We start from the raw sequence: 23,440 nt of genomic DNA, 5'->3' as shown, positions 1-23,440 counted from the left end.
CGCCGGATCATGCCCATGCCACTCACGCGCACTGCTGCCCTCCGCTTGCCGTTGCCCGCCACGCTCGTGGCGTGGGCACTACCGGAGCCTGTCGTGGCGGTCTTTCGTGGGTCGGTGGCACGCGAGGCCCGCGTGGCCTTGGTCCGTAACGGCGCCGAGGCGCAGGAGATCCTGCGCTCGGGGTCGTCGCTGTGCATGATCGTACCGGTGCTGCGTGATCGGTTTGACCCCTTTTGGACCGATTATACCGTGCTGCGGGAGCGATTTCCCAACATCCCGGTGATCGCCGTCGCCATGCCCGGCGTGTCCAGCATGCAGGCGGCTGTCCGGTTGTCGCAGCTCGGCGTGAGCGATCTGCTCGACGCCAACGACGGGTTGCGCGCCGACGACATTCGCACCTCGCTCTCCAAAGCGTACAGCGACGCGACAGCACAGCGGATTCTGACCGCCGTGGAACAGGAGTTTTCGCTGCGCGGCAACGCCTGTCCGACCGACCTGACCACCATCCTGAAGCGGGCATTGCGTCACGCCCATACCCACTTGCCCGCGAGCAAGGTGGCCGCGCTCATGCAGATGCATGAGCGCACCCTGCGAAAGTTCTGTGAGGCACGTCAGCTGCCCTCACCACAGCTCATTGCCGGGTGGGCACGCCTGCTGCTGTCCGCCCTGTACATCGACGAGCGCGGCCGGACCTTCGCCAGTATTGCCGACGTGCTGGGGTATCCCACACCAGGGGCCCTGCGCAAACAGATCGTGCGCTACACGGCACGATCACCCAAGCAGTTGCGGCAGGAAGGTGCCATGTGCATCGTCGCTCAACTGCTGCACCAGCAGATCTTGCGCCCGGACGCCCCGCAAACACCTACCCACGACGAGCGTCCACGCCTCGTACTGCTCAAGAGCTCCGAGGGCGCTGCCTAGCCGGAACGAGTGGCACAAGTAAAGCGGCGCGCCCCGGAAACCGGAGCGCGCCGCTTTGCCATCAGTACCGCACAGCGATTTACATCGCCGGCGCGCGCAGATCCTGCAGGGCCTTCTTCAGCAGGTCTGTCTTCTTGCCGTCGCATCCACGGGCGCCCTCGGCCGCCGTGACGGCGGCGTCGAGCGCCGAGTTACGGGCCGCACCGCTCGCCTTCTCGGCGGCGGCAATCTGCGTCCGCAGCGCGCTCACCGCCGGCGCCGCGCATCCCTTGCGCTCCAGCTGGTCCGTGAACGCCTTCGCCAACGGGAAGCTGGGCGGCCATACGATCTTCGGCTGCCCCTGCGCGTTGAGCTGGTCCCACTTCACCGTGTTCGCCGCATCAATTTCGTTCTGCGAGATGAACTCGCTCGGCACCAGCTGCGCCACGTCCATGCCGCGCGCAATCTCCGAGCTCACGATGTTGCCGTTGTACCAGTACACCGACCAGGAGCCGCCCGACACCATGCGCGACGCGTCAATCGGACCACGATCGAAGCTCGCGATTTCCTTCGGGTTGGAAGCGTCGGTCCAATCGAACACCGAAATGCCGCCCTGGTACCACGACTGCACCATCACGTCACGGCCGGGAATCGGGATCAGCGAGCCATTGTGGGCCACGCAGTTTTCGGCCGACGTCTGATACGTGGGAATCTTGTAGTAGCTCTTGAACACCAGCTTCTTGTTCACGATCTCGAAAATCGCGTTCGCGCCCCATTCCGGCTTGTCACCGGCACGGCACTTGGGCGCGCCACCGCCGCCCCATTCGTCCGAGAAGAGCATCTGCGTGCCATCGTTGTTGAACGTGGCCGAGTGCCAGTACGCGAAGTTCGAGTCCGCCACCGCGTCCAAACGCGTCGGGTTCGTCGGATCGCTGATGTCGAGCAGCAGGCCGTGCCCTTCACAGGCGCCGCCGGCCAACCCGAGCGACGGGTAGACGGTGATGTCGTGGCACTGCGAGCCTTCCACCCCACGACGCCCGCCGGCCGGCGCACCAGCAGCTCCGGCAAACATCTGGTTCCACGCTGCCTGCAGACCGCCGCGCACGGTGGCACTGTCGGCCGACGTCACGGTCGTCGCGCCACGCGCCTTGGCGGCGTCGTCGAGCATGCGACGCACCAGCTGCGGCGGGGCCACCATGTCGGCACCGCTCTGCGGATTCTTGGCAATGAACGCCCCCGCCGCGCGCGCCGTGGCCAGCTGCTGGGCCGCGGCCGCCTTGTCGGCGTCGGAGAGGCCGTGCGATGGCGGCGCCGTCAAGCCGGTAAAGATGTTGGCCCGTCCCACCACGGCCGCCTTGCTGGGGTCAGCCAGCGGCACCTTGATGATTTCAATGCGCAAACGCGACGAGTTCGGATCGGCGGCGGCCAGATCACCCGCGCACCCTTCCAACTCGCTGCTGGACCGAATGCCTGAGGAGCCCGACACGTAGATGTAGACATTGTTCCGGTCCTTCGGATCTTCCAGCACCGTGTGCGTGTGCGACCCGCGGCACGTCTGCACATTCGCCACCAGCTTCGGTTCCTTGATGTTGCTGATGTCAAACACGCGCACGCCGCGCATGCGCTCCTTGCTCACCGCCTCGCGCACCCCGCCAGGCTTGCAGTCAACGCGGCCGTTCTGCGCTTCGGCCGACATGAACATCAGGTTCTTGTACACCGACACGTCGTTCTGCGACGCCGGACACTCGTAGGCCACCACCAACTGCGGGCTGGACGGGTTGCTGATGTCCCACACGACCGGGCCGTTGTAATTGCCCTGAATGACGTAGTTGCCCGTGAAGGCGAGATCGGAGTTGGTGATCCCCAGAAATCCCTTCGGCGACTGCGCCTTGGCGACCACCTTCATGTTCGACGTGTATTCGCCCGCATCGAACAGGCCGGCCTTCAGGGTGTTACGCGGATCAGCGGCGGGATTGGGGGCCGTCTGGGGCTTCTTGGCCGGCGCGCACGCGGCGAGCGTGGCCATCGCACCAGCCAGTGCCGCCGAAGCGAGGCGTGACGAAGTGAAGTGCATGTGTTCCAAAGGAAGAGTGAAAAGTGAAACAACAACCGGTCGTGCCTGCAACTGCAAGCACCAGAGGCTACTGCGGAGGAATCCAGCCCCGCTCGAGCATCATGGTGTACATCCGCTTGATCTCGGTGCTCTGATCAACTTCAACATCGTTGGCAAACTTGAAGATCGTCTCGTCCTGTCCGGCGCCATCCACGACGAACAGTTGCTTCACCATCGTCACCGCCCCGCGGTGGTGGAGAATCATGTACGTCAGGAACAGACGATCGTAGTCACGACCACGCGCCGCTTCCAACTCCTTCAGCTGCGCGTCGCTCAACATGCCGGGCATCATCATGCCCCCCATGGCCGACATATCGTGCCCCATATGCGCACTCATGTCATGGCCACCCGCCGCGGCGCCGGCTGCCGCCGGCATCGTGACGGTCCCCGACGTATCCACCACGGGAACCGGCTGTCCGCGATCCTTGAGCCACGTCTGCATCAGCGTGATCTCGTCGGTCTGCGCATTGATGATGCGCGCCGTCAGCCGTTGCACGGCCGCATCGGCCCCATTGGCCACGGCCCACCGCGAGATATAAATGGCCTGCGCATGGTGATGGATCATCCCGGTCATGAAGTCGATGTCGGCCTTCACATAGGGATAGCGCGCACTGTCAGCCCGCGCGCGCGCCACGGCGCCAGCGTCTCCGGTCTGAAAGCGGGGATCCTTGGCAATGCCGGCGTTCATGCTGGCACACCCGCTCACCAGCAGGGCCCCAACTAGGGCGCCTGCGGCGAGCAGTGGCCGCCGCCGGATATTCAGGGGTCGAAGGGAAGATGTCGGAGTCATACGCACAGGTCTGGGTCCGGGAAAAGGTCTCCCCACGAGGGGATGAGACACCGGCCATGTCTACGAGGTTGGACCGTCCGGTGATTCAACGCAGAAGCCGCACCGAACGCTAGACCGGACGCCGAACCCACCAGTGGGTCGGCCTGCCGTGGCTGCCCCCTAGGGCCCCCCTCAACGACGGGAAGCCTCAGCGTGACGGCTGCGCTCGCTTCCGCAGGTGATCGCCTTTGAAAAGCGCGCCCGCGGCTTGAGAATGTACCCGTCTACCAGCGCCGAGTCCCCTGCCGTGCGGGCCGCCGCGTACCGCGAAGGGCACGGCGCAAAGAGTGCATCATCCATCGCGGTAGTGACGGGTTGAGGCACCCCGCGCACCAACCACCAGACAGTCACTGCCGTGATGGCCAGAAAGAGAGAGAACACGAGGCGGGTCATCGCCGTACATTCCTCTGGTCCCATCAGAAGGGCAACACCCCAACCCACATTCTTCCCATGCGTATTGGTCAGATCGCACCGGATTTCGAAGCGCTCACCACTCAGGGCACCATTCGCTTCCACGAGTGGCTCGGCGACTCCTGGGGGATCATCTTCTCCCACCCCAAGGACTTCACGCCGGTATGCACCACCGAGCTCGGCTACGTCGCCAAGCTGGAACCGGAGTTCGCCACGCGAAACGTGAAGGTCATTGGCTTGTCGGTTGACCCCGTGGATCGGCACAGCCTCTGGGCCGCCGATATCGCCCGCACCCAAGGGGCAACGCCGCATTTCCCCATGATCGGTGACACCGAGCTGGTGGTGTCCAAGCTGTACGACATGCTCCCCGAAGGGGCTGGCGATAGCGCCGAAGGACGCACGGCCGCCGACAACCAGACGGTGCGGACCGTCTACGTCATTGGGCCGGACAAAAAGATCAAGTTGATCCTGGCCTACCCCATGACCACCGGCCGCAACTTCGACGAAATCCTGCGCGTCGTGGACTCCCTCCAGCTGACCGCCTCCCACAAGGTGGCCACCCCCGCCAATTGGGAGCCCGGCGAGGATGTCATTATCGCTGGTTCGGTGTCAAACGATGATGCCAAGAAGATCTATCCTGATGGCTGGCAAGAGATTACGCCCTACCTCCGGGTAGTGCCGCAGCCCAAATGACATGACGACGCCCGGCGACGACTCCTTCACGCTCTTCGATCTCAAGGTGGAAGTGATTGCCACCGAACGACCCATGGTGTGCAATCACCAAGCCGGTGACTGGTTCACGCTTCGCGGCGAGAACCTGGAGTTTCCGCCGGGCCAATCGTTCCCCTTGTACCCGCTGGCCGCCCTGCTTCCACTGCTGCCGGCCAAACAGCGCCCCACCCACCGGAACGACTGGATGACCACCGACGCCGAGATCGCTTGCCCGGATCCCTTTTGCGGCGGACGCTTTCGCATTACCCGGGTGGGCACGTCCACCTTCCGCCACGGCGACGTCACGCTGGTCCCGCTACCTCCTGATTCCTCGTCGCATGGCTGATTCGCCCACCGTCCCCCGCCAGGCGTTGGCGCCCGGCTACGACATCTCCCGGCTGATCAAGGGCGGCTGGCAGCTCGCCGGCGGACATGGACAGGTGGCGCGCGATGCCGCACTCGCCGATATGATGGCCTTCGCAGATGCCGGGATCACCACCTTCGACTGTGCCGACATCTATACCGGTGTCGAAGAACTCATTGGTGAATTCCTGCGGAACTGGAGCGCACGCCACGGCGCGAACGCCCCGGCTATTCACGTGCACACCAAGTGCGTCCCCGATCGCGATCGCCTCGCCACCATCACGCGCTCGCAGCTCGAAGCACTTATTGATCGATCGCGCCAGCGTCTGGGGGTGGACACCCTCGATCTCGTGCAGTTCCACTGGTGGGACTACAACACCCCCGGGTGGCTCGAAGCGGCCGTGCACCTCGATGCCATGCGACGGGAAGGAAAGATCCGTCACCTTGGCCTGACCAACTTCGATACGCCGCACGTCCGCAGCATGCGCGAGGCCGGCGTCGCGCTGGTGTCCCATCAGGTGCAGTTGTCACTCCTCGACCGGCGCGCGCTTGGCGACATGGCGGCGCTGTGCACGGCCGAACACATTGGCCTGCTCTGCTACGGCGCCCTGGCGGGCGGGTTCTTTCATGAGCGGTGGCTGGGGGCTCCGGAGCCCACCGAACCGTTCGAGAACCGCTCGCTCGTCAAATACAAACTCATCATCGACGAGTTTGGAGGCTGGGAGGCATTTCAGGCACTGCTGCGCACCATGCACGCCATTGCCACCACCCATGACACCACCATTGGCGCGGTGGCCATTCGCGCCGTGCTCGACGAAGCGCCGGTGGCCGGGGTCATTGTCGGTGCGCGCCACGCGGCCCACCTCCCCGCCACCTGCGCCGCGCTCGCACTCTCGCTGTCAGCGGCCGAGCGTGCCGCGCTCAACGCGCATCTGGCCGCCGCTCCCGGTCCGCGCGGCGATGTGTACACACTTGAGCGCGACCCGCACGGGCCGCACGCGGGCATCATGCGCTACAACCTCAATACGACCCGCTGACGTGAAAGCGGTCAGCCGGCAGCTTCGCCGCGTCCTCGAGTGGATTGCCCGTCCCGAAGGCTCCCCACTGGAAGCGTGGCGGCAGCGCATTCTCGCCGCATTGCTGTTGGGCGTCTGCGTCTTCGGATTCATGGCCTACGCGGTTGGGGTCTCGGTGGCGGTGGCCAACGGCGTGTTCACGGTCGTCATCGTGGACACCCTGGTGTACGGGCTGGTGGTGCTCATCACCGTGGCGCGACGATGGCCCTACGCGCTGCGGGCCGGCGCGCTCGTCTGCCTCCCGGCCCTGCTCGGCCTGTTCTTCCTCTACAATTTTGGCTTTGTGGCCGCCGGTTTTCCGTGGCTGCTCTGCTTCCCCATCTTCGCCAGTGTGCTGCTCGGCGTAGGGGCCGGCTTCTGGGCGGTGGGCGTCACCACGGCCATTCTACTGACCCTTGGCCTCATCATCCCGCTGAACGTCATGCCCTGGACGGCGGCGACCCCGTTCGCGGCGCCCCTCTGGTGGGTCAGTTCGGCCAGTGTGATCACGCTGGGCGCACTGGTGGCCATTTCGGCCGGCTACCTCTTTGACGGGTTGGCCCGCGAGGCCACCGCCCGTCGCGCCGCCGAAGTCGAGGCCGATCGCCGGGAGCGCCTCGCCGCGCTCGGCACGCTCACCGGCGGCATTGCGCACGATTTCAACAATCTGTTGCAGCCAATTGTCAGCAGCGCCGAGTATGCGCGCCGCACGCTCGCCGAGGGGCACGAAGCGCACACGCTGCTGGACGATATTCTGATCACAACAAGCCGGGCCCGCTTGCTGGTGCGACGCATTCTCAGCTTCGCCCGTCCACCACAAGGGCTGCGGGAAATCGTCGATCTGGGGACGTTGGTGGGTGAGAGTGAGCGCCTGTTGCGTGCCGTTCTGCCATCATCGGTCGCGTTGCATACCAACGTGATGCAGACAGCCCATATCATGGCGGAGCCGGCGGAGCTGCAGCAAGTGCTGCTCAACCTCGTCACGAATGCATCGCACGCCATGCAGGACGGAGGCGTGGTAACGATTACGGTTGATGTGCGATTGGGCGGAGAGGATCTGCACGACACGCTGCTGGAGCAGGCGGATCGCGTCGTGGTGCTGACGGTGTCAGACACCGGCATCGGCATGAGTAGCGACACCCTTGCTCGCGTCTTTGAGCCATTCTTTACCACCAAGCGCCCCGGGCATGGCACGGGACTTGGGCTCGCGACGGTGCACGCGACCGTAACCGGACTGGGTGGGGTGATGCGCGGCGAAAGTACGCTGGGCGTTGGCACCCGTATGGCGGTGCTGCTACCGGCGGTTGCCCCGGCAAGCGCGGTGGCCACCCAAGTGGCGAGTCACCCCCCCATCATCGCCAATGGTCCCGCGCAGCACATCCTCGTGGTTGACGACGAACCGGCCGTTCTGCGCGCCACGTCGCGGCTGATTGAGCGGTTGGGCTATCAGGTGACCCGCTTCGCGACGCCCGAAGAATTGCTGCAGGCGTTTGACACGCTGACACCGGCCCCGGCGATGGTACTGACCGACCTGTCCATGCCCGTCCTGTCGGGATGGGAAGTCGCTGCCCAGGTGCACGCGCGACGCCCGGCCCTACCGGTGTTGGTGATGACCGGCAATCTCGATCCGGGCGAGACGGCACCCGAAGGGCATCCCGGCGTGAGCGGTATTCTTTCCAAACCCTTCACGACCCCCGAACTGCGCGCCATGCTGCAGCAATGTCTCGGGGGATGAAGGTCCGGGCCGTCCCGTTATTAGTACTGCCCAACCAACCGGGCGACCGTGTTGACAAGATCGTTCACCTCGAACGGCCACGGTAGCAGCACCTGCGTGGCCTGGCGCGCTTCGAAGTGCGCCGGAAAGGCATCGGCGAGTAAGACCACCGGGAGCTGACCAGAGCGGGCTGGCCCCTGGTGCGTGAGCAAGGTGGCCTCGGGAGCATCGAGCACCAGCACCGTCGGGCGCTGCGTTTTCAGCAATTCGATGGCGTGCGCCACACTGTCGGCTTCCACCGTCCGCCATTCCGGGCGCGTCTGCAAGTGCTCCTGGACATAGTTGCGCACGTCGGCATCACCAGAGACCACCAGCACCAGCGGACCGGTTCCGTCCGACGCCGAGGGCACACCATGCTGCGGTGCTGGCTGGTGCGATGCGTAGTCGGCATCGAGAATGCGCAGCTCCAACGCCAGGCGGGCGGAGGGACTGGTGCGCGGCTCGTTGCCGCCGGACCCGGTGCTCTGATAGACGGCGTACATGGTCTCCCCATTGGCATCTGTGGGCACTGATGAATCCACCACCACCCGTCAACACCCTTCGTGCGGCGACCTACCCTCGCGCTTCAACCTGACGCGAACGATACGTGGCCGGCGTTTCGCCAAACTGCTGCTGAAAGCACTGACAGAAATACGACACACTGTTGAAACCCACGGCGTACGCCACATCAGCTACCGTGCCCGTTTCCGACACCAGCAGTCGGGCCCCCACATCAAGCCGCCGCTCACGCAGCACGTTGGACGGCGGCGTGCCAAACACATGCTTGACCCGCCGGAACAGGTGCGACCGATCCTGCGCCACCGCGTCGGCCAACTCCGCCACCCCAAATTCCGGATCCGACAACCGCCCGTCGATTACGGCCAACACCCGCTCCCGGAACTGCAGATCCACCTGCGTCATGACCGCAACGGGCTCCGACACCGGGGTGTCGTACCGCGTAGGTGCAATCGTGGCGGCCACCGCCTCCACAATCCCGGAAGCGAGCTCCGCCCCGCTCCCACCCTGCCGTGGCACCCGCTCCTGCCACCGCCGCCGCGCCGCAATGAGGTTCCGTACCCGCAGGTCCAGTTCCCGCATGTCAAACGGCTTCACCAGATATTCGTCCGCGCCGGTCTTGAGGCCAGTGATCTTCTGTTCATCCTCAGCCTGCGCCGTGAGCAGGACAATCGCCAGGAACTCGGTTTCCGGACTCTCTCGCAGCGTCCGCACCAGTGTGAAGCCGTCCGTGCCGGGCATCATCACGTCCGACACGACAATGTCCGGCAGCTCCCGCCGCGCCACGGCAATCCCCTCTGCCCCGTCGCGAGCTTCCAGAATGCGGTAGTGCCGCTGGAAATGATCGCGGATGTAGGCCCGGAGATCATCGCTGTCATCCACCACCAGCATGGTGGGCACGTCGTGGGCCTCGTCCTGCCCCTCGTCGGCCTCAAAGGCAATCGGCTGTTCGAGCGTGGGGCGCAACGGGATACGGCTGGGACCGGTCACCTGATCAGGGCGGGGCTCGCGCGCCGAGGCCTCTTCCACCGCCCCGTACGGAATCTCCACCGTGAACATCGTCCCCCGCGGGTCACTGTCGGCGGTGATGGACCCGCCATGCAACTCCACCAGCTCCTTCACCAGTGCCAGGCCAATACCCGTTCCGGCCTGCAGCCGCGCATCGGTTTCATCCACCTGGTAAAAGCGCTCGAACACATGCGCCAGCTGCGCGGACGGAATCCCCGGCCCGGTGTCGATGACGCGCATGGTGACCGCCGGGGCTTCATCCCGTATCGATCGCTCCACCTTGAGGCGGACCGTCCCGCCGTCCGGGGTGAACTTCACGGCGTTTGACAGCAGATTTGTCAGCACCTTTTCAATGGCGTCGGCATCGAACAGCCCCTTGAGCACCGGCGGAGCATCGAGCATCAGCGCGATATGCTTGCGTTCCGCCACCGATGCAAAGGCGCCAATGATCCCGCGCACGAACAGCGAGAGATCCAGAGGGCGCGGGCGAAGCTCCATCTGTCCGGCTTCCAGCTTGGCCACATCCAGAATCTGATTGACCAGGCGCAGCAGCCGGCGGGAATTGCGCAACGCAATATCCACCCACCGGTCTTCCTGCGGGTCGCGCCCGCCGCGCGCCTGCAGATCTTCCAGCGGACCAATGGTGAGCGTGAGGGGCGTGCGTAATTCATGCGACACGTTGGCAAAGAAACGTGTCTTGGCCGTATCGAGTGCCTGCAACTGCCGCGCCTGTGCCGCCAGCAGATGGTTCTGGCGCGCCAGCTCCTGCTCGCGTGCCGCCAGCGTGCCACTCCGGTCGGCCATCGCACTTTCGAGTTCCTGCGTCTGTGTGCGCTGCACGCGCACTCGACGGAACACCAGCAGCAACCCTACGGCCAGACAACACAACAGCACCGCCACCCGGAAGAGCGTGCCTTCCCACCACCGCGGTGTCACCTCCACCAGCAGCTCGGCGCCCGGCGGCGACCATTCCCCATGCGGGCCGGTGACCTGTACGACAAAGCGATAGCTCCCCGGAGGGAGCTTGGTGTAATACGCGCTGCGACGCGCGCCCACATTCACCCACTCGTCGTCGTAACCGGCCAGTCGATACCGGAAGCGGGCCGGAACGGTGTCGGCCGCGGCGAGGGGCGCATACGCAATCTCCACGCTGCGCTGAGTCGGCGTGAGCGTGACGCGGTTGTCGGACAACAGCACGACCGACTCGCCCGACACCACACGGTGGACCATGAGGGGGACGGCCACCGGCACCACGCTGTCTGCGGTCGGCCCGCCTTGCCCCCCAACTGCCGACCCACTGATAACCAGCCAGAGCGCCGCCAGCACGCCGGTCCCCCGTACCTGCATCAGGCGCCGTGCACCAGATACGCTTCCACGCTCAGCAAATGCTTCTCGCCAGCCATGCGGACCACGCCCAGCAGGCGCTGCATCTTCATCACCTCTTCCAGCTGTTCGTCCACAAACCACTGCAGGAAGTTCTGCGCGAGATAATCGCCTTCGCTCGCCGCCAGATCCATCAACCCCTTGATTTGCCCCGTCACCTCGAGCTCCCATGTGAGCGCGGCTTCCACGGCGGCTTCACTGCTGGGAAAGGTGTGCACCGGCTCCTTCGTGGCCGGCAACCGCAACTCCCCACCGGTATCCACCACGTACTTGAGCAGCTTCACGGCATGCTCGCGCTCCTCGTCGGCCTGCTTGAAGAACAACGTGGCCAACTGCAGCAGATGCGCGCGGTGAAAGTGCGTGGCAATGGCGTAGTACTGCAGGCTCGCCGAAAACTCGTGCCCGATCTGCGTATTGATGGCGGCAGCGAGGACAGGACTGATCAACATGGGTCACTCCGGACAAACGGGACAGGAATCGCGCTTCAGCGATTCTACACACTAATGGCCAACCGGACCAGCAACGACGACCAGTTCATCGGAGCCGCGGTGCCCCGGAGACGCGGAGAACAGCGAACGTCTTTGCTCCTCACCTCCTCCCTCGTTCCCTCCTCCGTTCAGGCACAATCCAGCCAGGTGGAAGTGCCGAGCGATTAGTCGCGAACCGCGCCCATACGCACCGTCACCACGCTGCGCCCAGGCACCTGCATCACCACGGTACGCCCCTCGCGCACGACCTCCACCCGGACCGCCGCCGGAGCCGAGTTGGCCATCAGCACCACCGAACTCCCATCGGCGTTGGCAAAGGCCACCTGCACCAGCGAGGAATCGCCAGCGCCCGCGAGCGTGCTGCCCATGCGGACTGCACCGTCCCGCACATACCGACTGGCGTGCGCCAGTGCGTAGTACTCTTCGTTGCGCTGCACCGTCTGCGCCACGGTATCTATCGTGAGCACGCCTCGGCAGTTCGTACAGCCGCCCAGATGCGGCCCGTGCAATGGATCAAGCGCCAGATTCCACAACATCACCCCCCGCGCCCAGTGCGTGGTGGCCCCAATCAGCAACGTGCGCACATTCCAGAGCAGGTTGTCGCCAAAGGTCGGCGCCCAGTCACCGCCGGCACACTCGGTGAAGTAGGTCGCCACCGCCGGATATGCCGCGTGCACCGAATCCTGCGCCTGCACATCACCGGCATAACAGTGCCATGCCACCCCGTGCACGTACCGACGGGCGGCCGAGTCCGCCAGTACGGCCAGCGGCTCCTCCGGAGCATCCCAATTGTGATCCCACTCCAGCAATCGCGGCGCCCGGGGCAGCTGCGACAACAGCGGACCAAGATGACCGCCAATCAGCCGGGCCCGCTGCGCTGCCGACAAGCGCATGCCGGGATAATCGGGAGGCTCATGACGCGGCTCATTCTGCACACTCAACAGGGCCAGTGGTACCCCGGCCGAATCATAGGCGCGCACCACGCGCTGCAGATACCGGGCGTACACCGGCATCGCCTCCTCTCGCAGCGTCCCGCCCGGCAAGCGGGGCGGCGTCTTCATCCAAGCGGGGGCACTCCACGGCGTGCCCATGATGCGCAGCGTCGGCTGAGCGCGCCGGAGCTGCCGTAACAGCTCCACCCGCGCCGCCTCCCCCGCAAACACCACGCCGGCCAGCAGCGTATCGGCCAGCTGCCCCGGGCCATCATGCAACGTGTAGTGCGCGGGGGAATAGTCTGAGGCTCCAATGGGGACACGCACCATGGACAGTCCGATCCCCGCCGTGGGAGCGTACAACTCCCGCAACACGCTATCCCGCAGCCGCGCCGGCAGCGCGGTGAGCAACAGCGCCGAGGCATCGGTCAACGCGGCCCCATAGCCCTCAATGGGCTGAAACCGGCGGGTGGGATCAAGGCGGATACGCACCCCGCCGCGGGCCCGCGAATCGACGGGGAGTTCCGTCACCGCCAGGGGGGCCAGCCGCTCCCCGGCCTCTGCCGTGGTCACCACTGCCTCAACCCGCAGCGGCGCGGGCGTGGCCGCACATCCTGCCAGGGCCACCGTCACTATGACCGCCAGCCCGGCTCCCCGCAGACCCACAGGCATGAACATTTGTCGGGAGAAGTTCGTTGAATGGTGGCCGGGGACGAACGAATCGACCGGCCATAGGGTACCGGGAAAATGACGGCGCCGCGCCCGGTTCGTCTGTATTGGGCTGGCTGCTCGTTCCCATCCGAGGTCACGATGTCCAGAACTCTTCGGCATCTCGTAGGTGCCGCGCTGTTGATGTCGCCCATGTCGCTCGCCGCGCAGGATCCGCACGGCGATGCGCGGCGCGTACCCGCCCGCGGCTCCTCGGTCCCCGACCAGTTGCCCACCTACCGGCTGCTCGATCAGTTCAACCGGCTCGTGACCGACTCGAGCATCAGCCGCCGCGCCTCCATCATCATTGTGGCCGGCCGCAACGGCGCCGCCGCTGCCGAACGGTGGACCCAGCGCATTCGCGCGGCGCTGACCCCCAGCGGACCCAGCGTCATTCCGGTAGCCGACCTGGTCGGCGCCCCGCGCCTGTTGCGGGGGCTCATCCGCGGCATGTTCCCCAAGGACAGCAGCGCCGCCGTGGCCCTCGACTGGGAAGGCGTCATTGGGCGCCCCATCCGCGGCGACCGCGCCCCGCTCATTGCCGCCGTCTACGGCGCCGACGGGCGGTTGCGCGAATGGATGACGCTCTCCACCAAGACCGAAGACATCGCCACGCTGCAGCGCCTGGTCGCGCTCGCCAACTGATCTACCAACCGGTGGGTGGCGGCTACCGCCACACCACCGTATCGGCGTCTGATTTGCGCGTCAGTGCTGGCACCTGCGCTCCCGCCTGCGGGTAGCCCACCGGCAGGACCAGAAAGGCCTTCTCGTTGGCCGGCCGCTCCAGGAGTTCGCCCAAAAACCCCATGGGCGAAGGCGTGTGGGTCAGGGTGACCAGCCCCATGGTATGGATAGCCGTAATGAACATCCCGGCCGCAATGCCACACGACTCCTGCGTGTAGTAATGCGTGCGCTTGCGTCCATCGGCGTGAAATCCGAACGACTGCCGGAAGAGCACCACCACCCACGGGGCATCTGTGAGATGCGTCTTTACCGAATCCGTGCCCAGCGGTTCCAGCGCGGCACGCCACTCGTCGGTAATCACCTCGGCATAAAACCGGCGTTCCTCCGCCTCCGCCGCGTCCCGCATCCGCTGCTTGAGCGCCGCATCACTCACCGCCACAAACGTCCACGGTTGCTGATGCGCCCCACTCGGCGCACTCCCGGCGGCGCGAATGGCCTGCGCAATCCATTCCTGCGGTACCGGATCCGACGAAAAATGTCGCGTGGTGCGCCGACGCTGCATGTGCACCGCAAAGGCCGCGCCCCGCTGCGCCGACTCCTCAGGCGACAAACGCTCGTGTACGAGGGGTTCAAACATCACCGTCTCCAATCAAAGTCACGGCGTACCAAGTTCACGCCACCACGCCCCCATGGCGCGTTCAATGCTCGTCTTGCTCGCCATCCAATCACCAAGCGACAGTGGTACCACGTAAGCCGCCGCTGTCTCCTGGGGTGACCGACCCGCCGCAAATCCGGTACGGGCCGCCTGCTCCAGACTGTCCAGCAGCCCCCGATAGCGGGTCATGGCCGCGAGGTCGGCCACAGCACCGTGCCCAGGCACCAGCAGGTGGCGCTTCGACACCAGCGCCACCAGCCTGTTCACGTTGGCGTGCAGCGCCCTGGGCCTCGCATCCACGTAGTTCGGAAACATCCCGTTCCACACCAGATCACCGCTATAGGTGAGCGCCGCGTCGTGTTCGTGTACCACCAGATCACTCGCGGTATGTCCACGCACCGGCTCCAGCGTCACCGTACGATCACCCAAATCCAGTCGCGTTTCGCCGGTCGTTCGGGTCAGGACCACATCCGCAAACGCGCGCGATAACGCCTCACTGCGCGCCGGGGCCACCGGTGTGCCCCCCAACGCGGCGGCCCGCGTTTCCTCCGTCACGTGTAACTGCGGACGCGCGCCGTCGAGCGCATAGCCACCCACACCAGAGGCATGATCCACGTGGTAGTGCGACACCACCACATGCGTGGGCCAGCGTCCGGTGAGCGCGCGAGCCTGCTGCGCCAGCCACTGGGCGCCGGCCTCGCGATAGAACCCTTCAATCACCACGACGCCCGTACGGCCGGCAATGATCCCGCCGTTGGCGAACGTCGTACGATCGCCCCCAAGCGGCGTAGAGACCACTGCCCATGCATTGGTTGCCACCGCATCCAGCCGCGCAAACGGCATCGTGGTGACCGTAGGATTGAGTGGCATCGTCCAGCGGGCCCGCGTGTGGCGCGGCGCACAGGCGGCATTCAGCAACACATGCGCCACGCAACCGGTCGCGGTCAGCAGAAACTCACGCCGTGAGGCCGAAGGAGAAGTCATATCCCGGATCACCTACGACCGCGAACCGCTCGTGCCATCCCGGTCAGCCGCGTCCTGCCGCTCGCGCGCCAACCCCCAATCCACCACGGGGGCCACCTCCTGATCGCTCAATCCGAGCGACTGCTCTGCCCGTACAATGACCGGCACCCCCAGATCGACAGGGAGCACACGACCAAAGGTCAATTCGGCCCGTCGGCATAACCGCTCCTCCCGAGCCATGTCGGCTCCCGCCGGGAAACCGCCCATGACACGCGCCCGGAACCCGTGCACACGCGCATGCACGCCCTCGTGCAGAATGCTCGACGCTACCGGGGCCGCGGAAATATCCCGCCGGGCCAGAAAGGTAAGTTCGGTGAGCACCACACGCTCCGCCGGCAGAAAGGCCCCGCGGGTGGGGAATCGTTCCACGCGAATGGCTCGAACATCGCGCTGCAAGTGCCGGAAGCGAATGGGCTGGTATTGCGCAATCAACGCCAGCGCCTCGTCCAGACGGACCAGTACCTCAGTATCAGCTATATCCGCCCGTGAATTGCGCAACTCCACCGGAATGCCACGCACCATGCGCCGCGTACCGGTATCGCGCGTGCCGGTATCCGGCGTGTCGGCACCCAACAACCGAGAGAGCCAGGAGGTCATCCCTGCAACGTAACGCGACGTATCACCTTGCATGAGACATCCGGCATGATTTCGCACGGATTTGTGTGACAAAACATGGCGCTTCAGCGTCGGACTTGGCAGGTTACCACAACATGTTGTCCCTCCACGCCAGACGAAGCCGTCCTCGTGGAGTCTCGAAGTCCCGCAGTCCGTTCTCACACGTCGTGCGCCTGTCGCTGTCCAGTCTTCGCACCCGTTTGCTGCTGCTGGTGGTCGCCGCGTATATCCCGGCGGCCGTCTTTACGGTGTGGACGATTCAACGGGACCGCACGGAAGCCCTCGACGCCGTGGGCGCACGGCTGCGAGGGTTGCTCGCCGAAGCCAGTGCCGACAACGACGCGGCCATTACCGCCGGCCGACGAATTATCGCCAGCTGGGCCGAGATCCCGGAAATTGCCTCGGGCACACAGGTGCAATGTGAGCGCGCGCTCGCGCGCCTATCACGCTACGCCCCGAATATGGCGACTCCCACGCGCATCAATGCGCAGGGCATCGTGGATTGCGGTGGCGAGTCGTCGGCCAGTATCGGCCAGTTCGTTGGTGAGAACCCGCTCTTCACGACGGTCATGGCCAGCGACAGTATTTCGCTCGGCCCGTATCTCCCCGGCAGTGCCAGGCACCCGGCGCTGCTCCCGCTCAACCTGCCCCTGCGCAACGCCAGCGGACGCGCCTCAGGGGTGCTGTCGGTAGGCATCCGTCTGGACTGGCTGGACCGCGTGGCCCGCAACGTGGAGTTGCCACAGGGCACGCTGGTCACGATTTCCGATTCCACCGGGCTGCTCATTGCCCACCTGCCGGAATCACCGAACATCGGTCAGGTGCGCCCCGGCCTGAATGCGCGCTTCGAAGAAGACCGCCGCAAGGGCATGGCTGCCGAGGGGCTCACCATTCGCCGCACCCTCGATGGCGTGACGCGCCTCATCGCCCATCGGCAACTGCAGTCGGCCCCCGGCACCTTTGTGCGTCTGGGCGTTGCCATGCCGCCCAGCGTGGCCTACGCGGCGCCCAATGCGCGCGCCCGTGCCCGGGTTGCCCTGGTGATCGGCACGGCATTCGTGGCGCTGCTGCTGGCCTGGGTGGGCGCGCAACTGCTCGTGCTGCGCGACGTGGACGTCATTCTTGCCGCGACCCGCAAGCTTGGCACCGGCGATCTGAGCGCACGAACGGGACTCGACGAGCGCTCCGGAGAGATTGGCCAGATCGCCACGTCGGTGGACACGATGGCTGCCCAGCTTGAGCGGCGGCAGGAACGCATGCGCCACGCGGAACGCCTCGAATCACTGGGGCGACTCGCCGGTGGTGTGGCGCATGATTTCAACAACATGCTCACCGCCATCGTGGGAAGCGCCGACCTTGCACTGGATGCGCTCTCTCCCGACCATCCCGCGTACCACGACCTGCTCAGCATCAAATCATCCGCGAGTCGCTCCAGCACCCTCACACGGCAACTGCTCGATTTTTCGCGCCGCACGCCGCTCAGCTCCGCCCCGCAACGACTGGACGTGCTGGTGCAGGAGGCGGTGCAACTGCTGGGACGGGTGGTACCGGCAACCGTGACGCTCGACGTCCGGACGCACAGCCACAGGTTCGTACGGGTGGATGCGGGCCGCTTTGAACAGGCGCTCATGAATCTCGCCGTCAACGCGCGGGACGCGATGCCCAATGGTGGCACGTTGACCATTGCGCTCGACGATTACGATGTCGGAGAGACCAACCCGCCCGACGCCCCTGTCCCGGTGGGACAGTGGATCCGTCTTCGAGTCACCGACACCGGCAGCGGGATGCCCCCGGATGTTCTGCGGCGCGTCTTCGAACCGTTCTACACCACCAAGCCAGTGGGCGAAGGCACCGGACTGGGGCTCTCCATGGTGTACGGCACGGTGCAACATCACGGTGGTCATGTGCATGTGGAGAGTGTGGTGGGGCGTGGCACCTGTGTCACCATCTGGCTCCCGGAAGCGCCGCCCGACGTGCTTGACGAATCCATCGCCGCAGCACCGGCCACCTGTCAGTCCAGCGGCGCGCGTGTGCTCGTCGCCGAAGATCAACCCGAAGTCCGACTGCTCGTGCAACGGGTGCTCAGCACGGCGGGGTTCATCGTTGACGTTGCCAGCACGGGCAGCGAGGCGCTGACGCGCGGCCTCGAACTGGGAACGTCGTTGCAGGTGCTCCTTACCGACTACGACATGCCGGAGCTCCGGGGCGACGCGGTCGCACTCGGGTTACGCGAGCAGAACCCGGAGCTCCCGGTCGTGCTGATGTCGGGTTTTACCAGCGAAGGGTGGCCCACCTCGCTGACAGAGTCTCCGTATACCAGCGTGGTGGAGAAGCCGTTCACTGCGCAATGCCTGCTGCACGCCATTGACGCCGCCTGCAGAGCACTCCCTGTCAATTCTTCGCACACGCACGATGTCTAATGCTCTCGAGCGTACGCTCGAGTCTCGATTGGTTGATGCCGTCCAGCAGTCCGTCATCGCCACTGATCTCGAAGGACGCATTACCTTCTGGAACGCGCACGCCAGCCGCATGTTCGGCTGGACCCGCGACGAAGCGCTCGGTAAACCGGTGGTGGATGTCACGACCAGCAACACGTCACGCGAAGAGGCCGAAAAGATTCTGGCCCAACTGTCACGGGGCGAGAGCTGGGCCGGTGAGTTTCCGCTGCGCCGCAAGGACGGGAGCGCCTTCACCGCGTTCGTGGTGAATTCGCCACTCTTTGACGATACCGGCACACTCGTTGGCGTGGTCGGCGTGACCACCGATGTATCGGCCTCGCGGGCGCTCGACGTGCAGCTCCGGCACGCGCTCAAGCTCGAAGCGGTCGGCCGGCTGGCCAGCGGCATTGCCCATGACTTCAACAATCTCATTACCATCATCCTCGGCAGTCTGGATGTGGTACTGGATGGCGGCGGCATGGGCGGAACAGACCGCCACCAGTTGATTGCCGCCCGTCAGGCCAGTGAGCGCGCCGCCGAACTTACGCGGCAGCTGCTTACCTACACCCGTAAGGAGCAGCTCCAACCTCGGGTGCTGTCGGTGGCCGACGCCTTGGCCGCGCTGAGCCCCATGCTCCGGCGACTCATGCCGGCCAATATGGAGGTGCGTGTGGAGTGCGATGCGGTCCCCATGCACACCATGCTGGACCCGCGACAGTTCGACCAGCTGGTTGTGAATCTCGTGGCCAACGCGCGGGACGCCATGCCCGATGGCGGGCGGTGCACCATTCGCGCCCAGGCCGTACGCGCCCTCATGGCCAGTGCAGACGCGAGCGCCAACGGCGCGTATCTGCGGCTCGATGTCATTGATACCGGGATGGGCATTCCCAAGGACATCCTGCCGCACATCTTCGAGCCGTTCTTCACCACCAGACAGCCCGGCACCGGCACCGGACTCGGGCTCGCGACAGTCTACAGCATTACCGAGCAAGCCGGCGGACGGGTCGAGGTGGCCAGTACGCCCGGCAGTGGTTCCACCTTTTCGATCCTGCTGCCGCGTTGCGCCCCCGCCGGACAGGCACCGGTGTTTGTCCGGAGCGCTCAGAGCAGTAGCAAGGAAGCCAGCATTCTGGTGGCCGAAGACGAACCCACGCTCAACGTGCTCATTGTGCGCATTCTGCTGAATGCGGGCTACCACGTGGTCTCGTGCGAAAGCGGCGATGAAGCGCTGGCCGTGGCGCTGAAGGACGGCGGCCAGTTTGACCTGGTCCTCACCGATGTGGTCATGCCAGGCATGAATGGGTTCGAATTGGCGGCCAACGTTTTGGAGCAGTGCCCCGGCACCAGAGTGCTGATGATGACGGGCTACGCCCCGGACGAAATGGTCCGACCCGAGATCCTGGCCCACACCACGCTGCTCAGTAAACCGTTCGGGCCACCGGACCTGCTACGTGCCGTTTCCATGGCGCTCAGTCAGGGCGCGCACTCGTAATCCACGCGGTGTACCACAAGTCGCGCAACATGGCCGCCCCGGCGGCCAGCCGCGCCGTGGCAAAGGCTTTCTGGGCAGCTGTCGTGGTTTCGGGACGGAAGGTCGCGGCCTGCTCCAGCGCATAGAGCGAATCCACCAGCTGGTGCGTGCGATCGAGGTAGGCGAGCACCGCGTCACGGGTGCGCGGGAAAACCTGCGGTGCGGCGGTCAGCGCGGCGCGCACATCGGGCTCGCGCACATGCGCTTGCACATACTGCGATTCAAAGCGTCCGTGAAACCGGTTGTCGGTGGTATACCCCTTGGGGTTCTCACCCGCCCAGCCGTTGTAGTGCTTCGTGGTATGGTGCGGGTTGCTGCCATCAGCCACGAAGTGCCCGAGAATGCCGGCATCTTCGATGATGCGCTGTTCAATCCACGCACGCACCGTGCTGTCCGGGGCAATGCGCCACAAGCGGAAGTCCCCGCGCAACCGGGAGGTGTACTCCAACATGGTGAACGGGAGAAACCCCATAACCTGCGGCGACACCCCCGCCGCGCGAATGGAATCGGCAAAGGCCCAGCGATCCCGCGCCGCCAGTGCACCGGCCAGCTGGAGCGGTGTCACCATATCACTGTCAATGAAATGGTCGGGCGACGTCCCACCTTCCAGGGCCGGCTCCAGTTGCCGTTCGGCCCGATCTTTCCAGCGATCCGGCTCCGGGTTGAGATAGGCCAATTGCGGTGCCGCCGCGGTAAAGAACGACGGCATGTCCGCCGGCAGCGTGGTAGCAGCCACCAATCCCACCAGTCGGTGTCCGTAGTCGCCCCACGCATTCAGGGGTCGCGGGACGAACAGCACGGAAAGGACGCTCAACAGCAGGAGGGCGGCGCCCAAGGGCATGCACCGCACCAAACCGCCGCAACGAACTCGAGACATGGGAGAAACCCGGTGACGAAAACAACGTAGGCAAGGTATCGCGAGAGACCCTCAACGTATCGCGAGTTTCGGGAAAACAGGAGAGAAGACAATGCAAACGATTTGCAACAGTGCAGCACGCGCGCGCAGACAGTCCCGCGTACGCCGTACGTGCTTCGCAATGCTGACCATTGGTGTGGCAGCCTGCTCCGGCGACAGCGTGGCGCCCGCACCAGTCACACCCGTCGCCACATCGATTGAGATCCAGGACCTCGGCCTCGTGCGCGACGGCGATGTGGTGGAACTCAGCGCCGTGGTGAAGGACCAGCAGCAGCGGCCCATGCCCAGCATTGACGTGCTCTTCACGGTGACTGATCCAACCGTCGCCAGCATCACCGGAGGCCGCGTGCTGACCGCCCTGCGTGAAGGCACCACAGACATCGTGGCCATTACCGGCAGTGGCGCACGCGCTGTGCAGCAGCGCCGCACGCTCTCCGTGGTATTGCACCCGGCCACGGCCATCGACGTCGGCACCGGGCGACTGGACTTGCAGGTGCATCAGCACGCGAACGTCACCGCCACACTGCGTGGCCTCGACAATCGTCTGCTTACGGGACGGACGCTCACGTGGCACTCCTCCAACACTGGCGTGGCGCAGGTGGATGCCGCGGGCAACGTGCGGGCCATTAGCCCCGGCGCCGCCAGCATCACGGTGCGCTATGGAACGCTGTCGCGCTCTGTACCGGTGCAGGTCGTTGCCGCCGGGACGCGCTACCCCGTGCTGCGGATCAACAACATCACGCTCCCGGTGGTGGTCTACGAAGAGGAGATCACCCGGGACGATGGCTCCACCTACACGCTCATTGAACGGCTGGAATCAGGAGACGTCGTCGTTGGCGACCGGTATGAGGTGCGTCTTGCCGTGGCCGACATCGAGCGATACACGCTGCAGGGCAACGTGATCGAACGTGTGATGCGTCGTCGGATCGTCCGCGATGATGGACTGGTGTACTACAACTGGCTCAATGGGTCGGCCCAGCTCATCTCCACCATGGTGGGAGGACTCTCTCACACCATGACGACGGTCGGGCAGGATCTCCAGCTCACATTCCGTCTGGGTGGTACCAACACCATCTGGAACCTCTCGGCGCGCCTGCCACAGTAAACCCTCAGGCCACCGCCGCCGCGCGCGGCAGCAGGCGCTCCGCCACATCGCAGGCTGCCGCCACGCCATCTTCCGCCCGCACCACGTTGGCCACGTCATGGGCGCGGGCGGCGTACGATGCGTCCGACAGCAGCTCGCGAAGCGCTTCTGCCGCGCGACGTCCCGTATATCGCGACGGGTACACGGTGCGCGCCACGCCCAGGCGCGTGAGGCGCCACGCGTTGTCCGGCTGATCATTGGCAAAGGGCACCGCCAGCTGGGGAACACCGGAGGCGAGCGCTGTTCCCACGGTGCCCATGCCGCATTGATGCACAATGGCTGCCGCGCGCGGAAAGAGCAGCGAATGCGGAGCCTGCTCCACCACCAGCACCGACGGCGGCGCCGACGCGCGCAACCGGGGTGCCGCGGCGCGGCCCGCCAAGAGCACCCCCCGCCGCCCCAGCCGCTGCAGCGCCGCCAGACTCTCCTCCCAGAAGCGACCGGCCACCTCCACCGCCGACGTCCCCAGCGTAAACACCACCGGTGGCGCACCGGCCTCCAGAAACGTCTGCAGCGCCGGCTCCAGCGTGGCCCCGTGCGAGGCATCGTAGCGCAGCTGACCGGTGATCACGGTATTGGCCGGATAGTCCGCGTACGGACCGCCAAACACCCGCGAGTACAGCGCCAAGACACCTGAGGGCGCGTGCTGTCCTTCAAACAACGGGTTCGCCGAACGCGGCAGCCCCACCGACGCGCGATACGCCTGTACCGGTTCCATCCAACGCGCCGCCACCTGGCGGCCACCATCCGCCAGCCAATCGGCAAAGCGCACATGCACGGAATACGGCAGATGGCGAAGCCACGTGGCCATCGGCGGCAGAATGGGGTCGTGCGCCGACATGAAGTTGAGCGGCGACAGAATGGTGCTCAGCCAGCGGATCCCCGTTTGCTCGGCCACAATGGGCGCGGTCAGCGTCGCCGGATGACTGATGAGCAAATCGGCCCCCTGCACCGCCTCCTGCAACCGCGCGTGCGATTCGCCCAGCGAGGGGATAAGCACCTCGCGGAAGATCGCTTGCGCACCATTCCGCGGATGCATGCAGCGGCGCACCATCTCCGCGTCCAGCGCCGGATCGGCGTCGGGCGCCGCTGGGCGGAACTCCAACCCCGCCGCCCGCACTACCGGTTCGTAGAACGGCGGCATGCACAACACCGGGACGTGCCCACGCGCGCGCAATCCGGTACCAAACGCCAGGTACGGATTCACATCACCAAAGGTGCCCCACGTGGTTATCACGATGCGTGCCATGCAGCCTCAACTGAC

General features: G+C 65.5%; 21 protein-coding genes. 9 read left to right on the top strand and 12 right to left on the bottom strand.

The features are described from left to right. The first annotated feature begins 9 nt into the window (after positions 1-9). Complete coding sequence (locus GEMMAAP_RS01590; protein WP_026849159.1) at positions 10-921, top strand: helix-turn-helix domain-containing protein; 912 nt, start codon at positions 10-12, stop codon at positions 919-921. 79 nt (positions 922-1,000) lie between these two features. On the opposite strand, the gene GEMMAAP_RS01585 is transcribed toward GEMMAAP_RS01590, so the two are convergent. From GEMMAAP_RS01585 to GEMMAAP_RS01575, 3 genes are all read right to left on the bottom strand, one after another. After that, positions 1,001-2,974 carry an LVIVD repeat-containing protein gene (locus tag GEMMAAP_RS01585; protein ID WP_053333927.1) on the bottom strand — a complete coding sequence of 658 codons (1,974 nt, stop codon included), beginning with the start codon at positions 2,972-2,974 and terminating at the stop codon, positions 1,001-1,003. A 67-nt stretch (positions 2,975-3,041) separates the two neighbouring features. Then, a complete protein-coding gene (locus GEMMAAP_RS01580; protein ID WP_053333926.1) occupies positions 3,042-3,701 on the bottom strand; it encodes a DUF305 domain-containing protein in 660 nt (219 codons plus the stop codon). Between the two features lie 273 nt (positions 3,702-3,974). Continuing rightward, entirely contained in the window at positions 3,975-4,235 is a 261-nt protein-coding gene (locus GEMMAAP_RS01575; RefSeq protein WP_026849158.1) for a hypothetical protein, read from the bottom strand. A 57-nt stretch (positions 4,236-4,292) separates the two neighbouring features. On the opposite strand from GEMMAAP_RS01575, the gene GEMMAAP_RS01570 reads away from it, so the two are divergent. Genes GEMMAAP_RS01570 through GEMMAAP_RS01555 form a run of 4 tightly spaced genes read left to right on the top strand, consistent with a single transcriptional unit; the run spans position 4,293 to position 8,117 of the window. Further along, entirely contained in the window at positions 4,293-4,946 is a 654-nt protein-coding gene (locus GEMMAAP_RS01570; protein WP_026849157.1) for a peroxiredoxin, read from the top strand. 1 nt (position 4,947) lies between these two features. After that, complete coding sequence (locus GEMMAAP_RS01565; protein ID WP_026849156.1) at positions 4,948-5,310, top strand: TIGR04076 family protein; 363 nt, start codon at positions 4,948-4,950, stop codon at positions 5,308-5,310. Continuing rightward, entirely contained in the window at positions 5,303-6,364 is a 1,062-nt protein-coding gene (locus GEMMAAP_RS01560; RefSeq protein WP_026849155.1) for an aldo/keto reductase, read from the top strand. The genes GEMMAAP_RS01565 and GEMMAAP_RS01560 overlap by 8 nt, the downstream gene beginning before the upstream one ends. A gap of 1 nt (position 6,365) precedes the next feature. Then, positions 6,366-8,117, top strand: coding sequence for an ATP-binding protein (locus GEMMAAP_RS01555; protein WP_026849154.1), 1,752 nt, complete (start codon positions 6,366-6,368; stop codon positions 8,115-8,117). Between the two features lie 20 nt (positions 8,118-8,137). Here GEMMAAP_RS01555 and GEMMAAP_RS01550 read toward each other — a convergent pair whose 3' ends face one another. The 4 genes from GEMMAAP_RS01550 to GEMMAAP_RS01535 all read right to left on the bottom strand — a co-directional run bounded on the left by GEMMAAP_RS01550 (position 8,138) and on the right by GEMMAAP_RS01535 (position 13,134). Further along, positions 8,138-8,665: a response regulator gene (locus tag GEMMAAP_RS01550; RefSeq protein WP_145978941.1), complete on the bottom strand. Its 528-nt coding sequence runs from the start codon at positions 8,663-8,665 to the stop codon at positions 8,138-8,140. A 43-nt stretch (positions 8,666-8,708) separates the two neighbouring features. Then, positions 8,709-11,006: a hybrid sensor histidine kinase/response regulator transcription factor gene (locus tag GEMMAAP_RS01545; RefSeq protein WP_026849152.1), complete on the bottom strand. Its 2,298-nt coding sequence runs from the start codon at positions 11,004-11,006 to the stop codon at positions 8,709-8,711. Beyond that, the gene (locus GEMMAAP_RS01540) at positions 11,006-11,491 is read right to left on the bottom strand and encodes a ferritin (RefSeq protein ID WP_026849151.1); all 486 of its coding nucleotides are present in this window, start codon (positions 11,489-11,491) and stop codon (positions 11,006-11,008) included. The genes GEMMAAP_RS01545 and GEMMAAP_RS01540 overlap by 1 nt, the downstream gene beginning before the upstream one ends. A 203-nt stretch (positions 11,492-11,694) precedes the next feature. After that, positions 11,695-13,134, bottom strand: a complete 1,440-nt coding sequence (locus tag GEMMAAP_RS01535) for a glycoside hydrolase family 30 protein (RefSeq protein WP_145978940.1) — start codon at positions 13,132-13,134, stop codon at positions 11,695-11,697. Between the two features lie 138 nt (positions 13,135-13,272). On the opposite strand from GEMMAAP_RS01535, the gene GEMMAAP_RS01530 reads away from it, so the two are divergent. Then, complete coding sequence (locus GEMMAAP_RS01530; RefSeq protein WP_145978939.1) at positions 13,273-13,815, top strand: hypothetical protein; 543 nt, start codon at positions 13,273-13,275, stop codon at positions 13,813-13,815. A gap of 22 nt (positions 13,816-13,837) precedes the next feature. Here GEMMAAP_RS01530 and GEMMAAP_RS01525 read toward each other — a convergent pair whose 3' ends face one another. Genes GEMMAAP_RS01525 through GEMMAAP_RS01515 form a run of 3 tightly spaced genes read right to left on the bottom strand, consistent with a single transcriptional unit; the run spans position 13,838 to position 16,129 of the window. After that, a complete protein-coding gene (locus tag GEMMAAP_RS01525; RefSeq protein WP_043580130.1) occupies positions 13,838-14,491 on the bottom strand; it encodes a nitroreductase family protein in 654 nt (217 codons plus the stop codon). A gap of 18 nt (positions 14,492-14,509) precedes the next feature. Continuing rightward, on the bottom strand, positions 14,510-15,493 hold the full coding sequence (locus GEMMAAP_RS01520) for an MBL fold metallo-hydrolase (RefSeq protein WP_082820970.1): 984 nt from the start codon (positions 15,491-15,493) through the stop codon (positions 14,510-14,512). A 12-nt stretch (positions 15,494-15,505) separates the two neighbouring features. After that, on the bottom strand, positions 15,506-16,129 hold the full coding sequence (locus GEMMAAP_RS01515) for a hypothetical protein (RefSeq protein ID WP_026849148.1): 624 nt from the start codon (positions 16,127-16,129) through the stop codon (positions 15,506-15,508). A 185-nt stretch (positions 16,130-16,314) separates the two neighbouring features. On the opposite strand from GEMMAAP_RS01515, the gene GEMMAAP_RS01510 reads away from it, so the two are divergent. Next, positions 16,315-18,567, top strand: a complete 2,253-nt coding sequence (locus GEMMAAP_RS01510; protein WP_053333924.1) for an ATP-binding protein — start codon at positions 16,315-16,317, stop codon at positions 18,565-18,567. Then, positions 18,560-20,077 carry an ATP-binding protein gene (locus tag GEMMAAP_RS01505; RefSeq protein WP_075071378.1) on the top strand — a complete coding sequence of 506 codons (1,518 nt, stop codon included), beginning with the start codon at positions 18,560-18,562 and terminating at the stop codon, positions 20,075-20,077. The genes GEMMAAP_RS01510 and GEMMAAP_RS01505 overlap by 8 nt, the downstream gene beginning before the upstream one ends. Here GEMMAAP_RS01505 and GEMMAAP_RS01500 read toward each other — a convergent pair. Further along, complete coding sequence (locus GEMMAAP_RS01500; protein WP_145978938.1) at positions 20,055-20,993, bottom strand: phospholipase C/P1 nuclease family protein; 939 nt, start codon at positions 20,991-20,993, stop codon at positions 20,055-20,057. The two genes, GEMMAAP_RS01505 and GEMMAAP_RS01500, sit on opposite strands and share 23 nt — an antisense overlap. A gap of 160 nt (positions 20,994-21,153) precedes the next feature. Here GEMMAAP_RS01500 and GEMMAAP_RS01495 point away from each other — a divergent pair, with 160 nt between their 5' ends. Beyond that, the gene (locus GEMMAAP_RS01495; protein WP_026849146.1) at positions 21,154-22,137 is read left to right on the top strand and encodes an Ig-like domain-containing protein; all 984 of its coding nucleotides are present in this window, start codon (positions 21,154-21,156) and stop codon (positions 22,135-22,137) included. A 4-nt stretch (positions 22,138-22,141) separates the two neighbouring features. Here the strand turns inward: GEMMAAP_RS01495 and GEMMAAP_RS01490 are convergent, their stop codons facing one another. Continuing rightward, entirely contained in the window at positions 22,142-23,425 is a 1,284-nt protein-coding gene (locus GEMMAAP_RS01490) for a glycosyltransferase (RefSeq protein WP_043580129.1), read from the bottom strand. Positions 23,426-23,440 lie beyond the last annotated feature (15 nt).

It is taken from the genome of Gemmatimonas phototrophica (genome assembly GCF_000695095.2).
GTDB lineage: Bacteria > Gemmatimonadota > Gemmatimonadetes > Gemmatimonadales > Gemmatimonadaceae > Gemmatimonas > Gemmatimonas phototrophica.
Note: the sequence above shows the minus strand (reverse complement) of the source record. Positions and strands in the feature narration are given on the sequence as shown.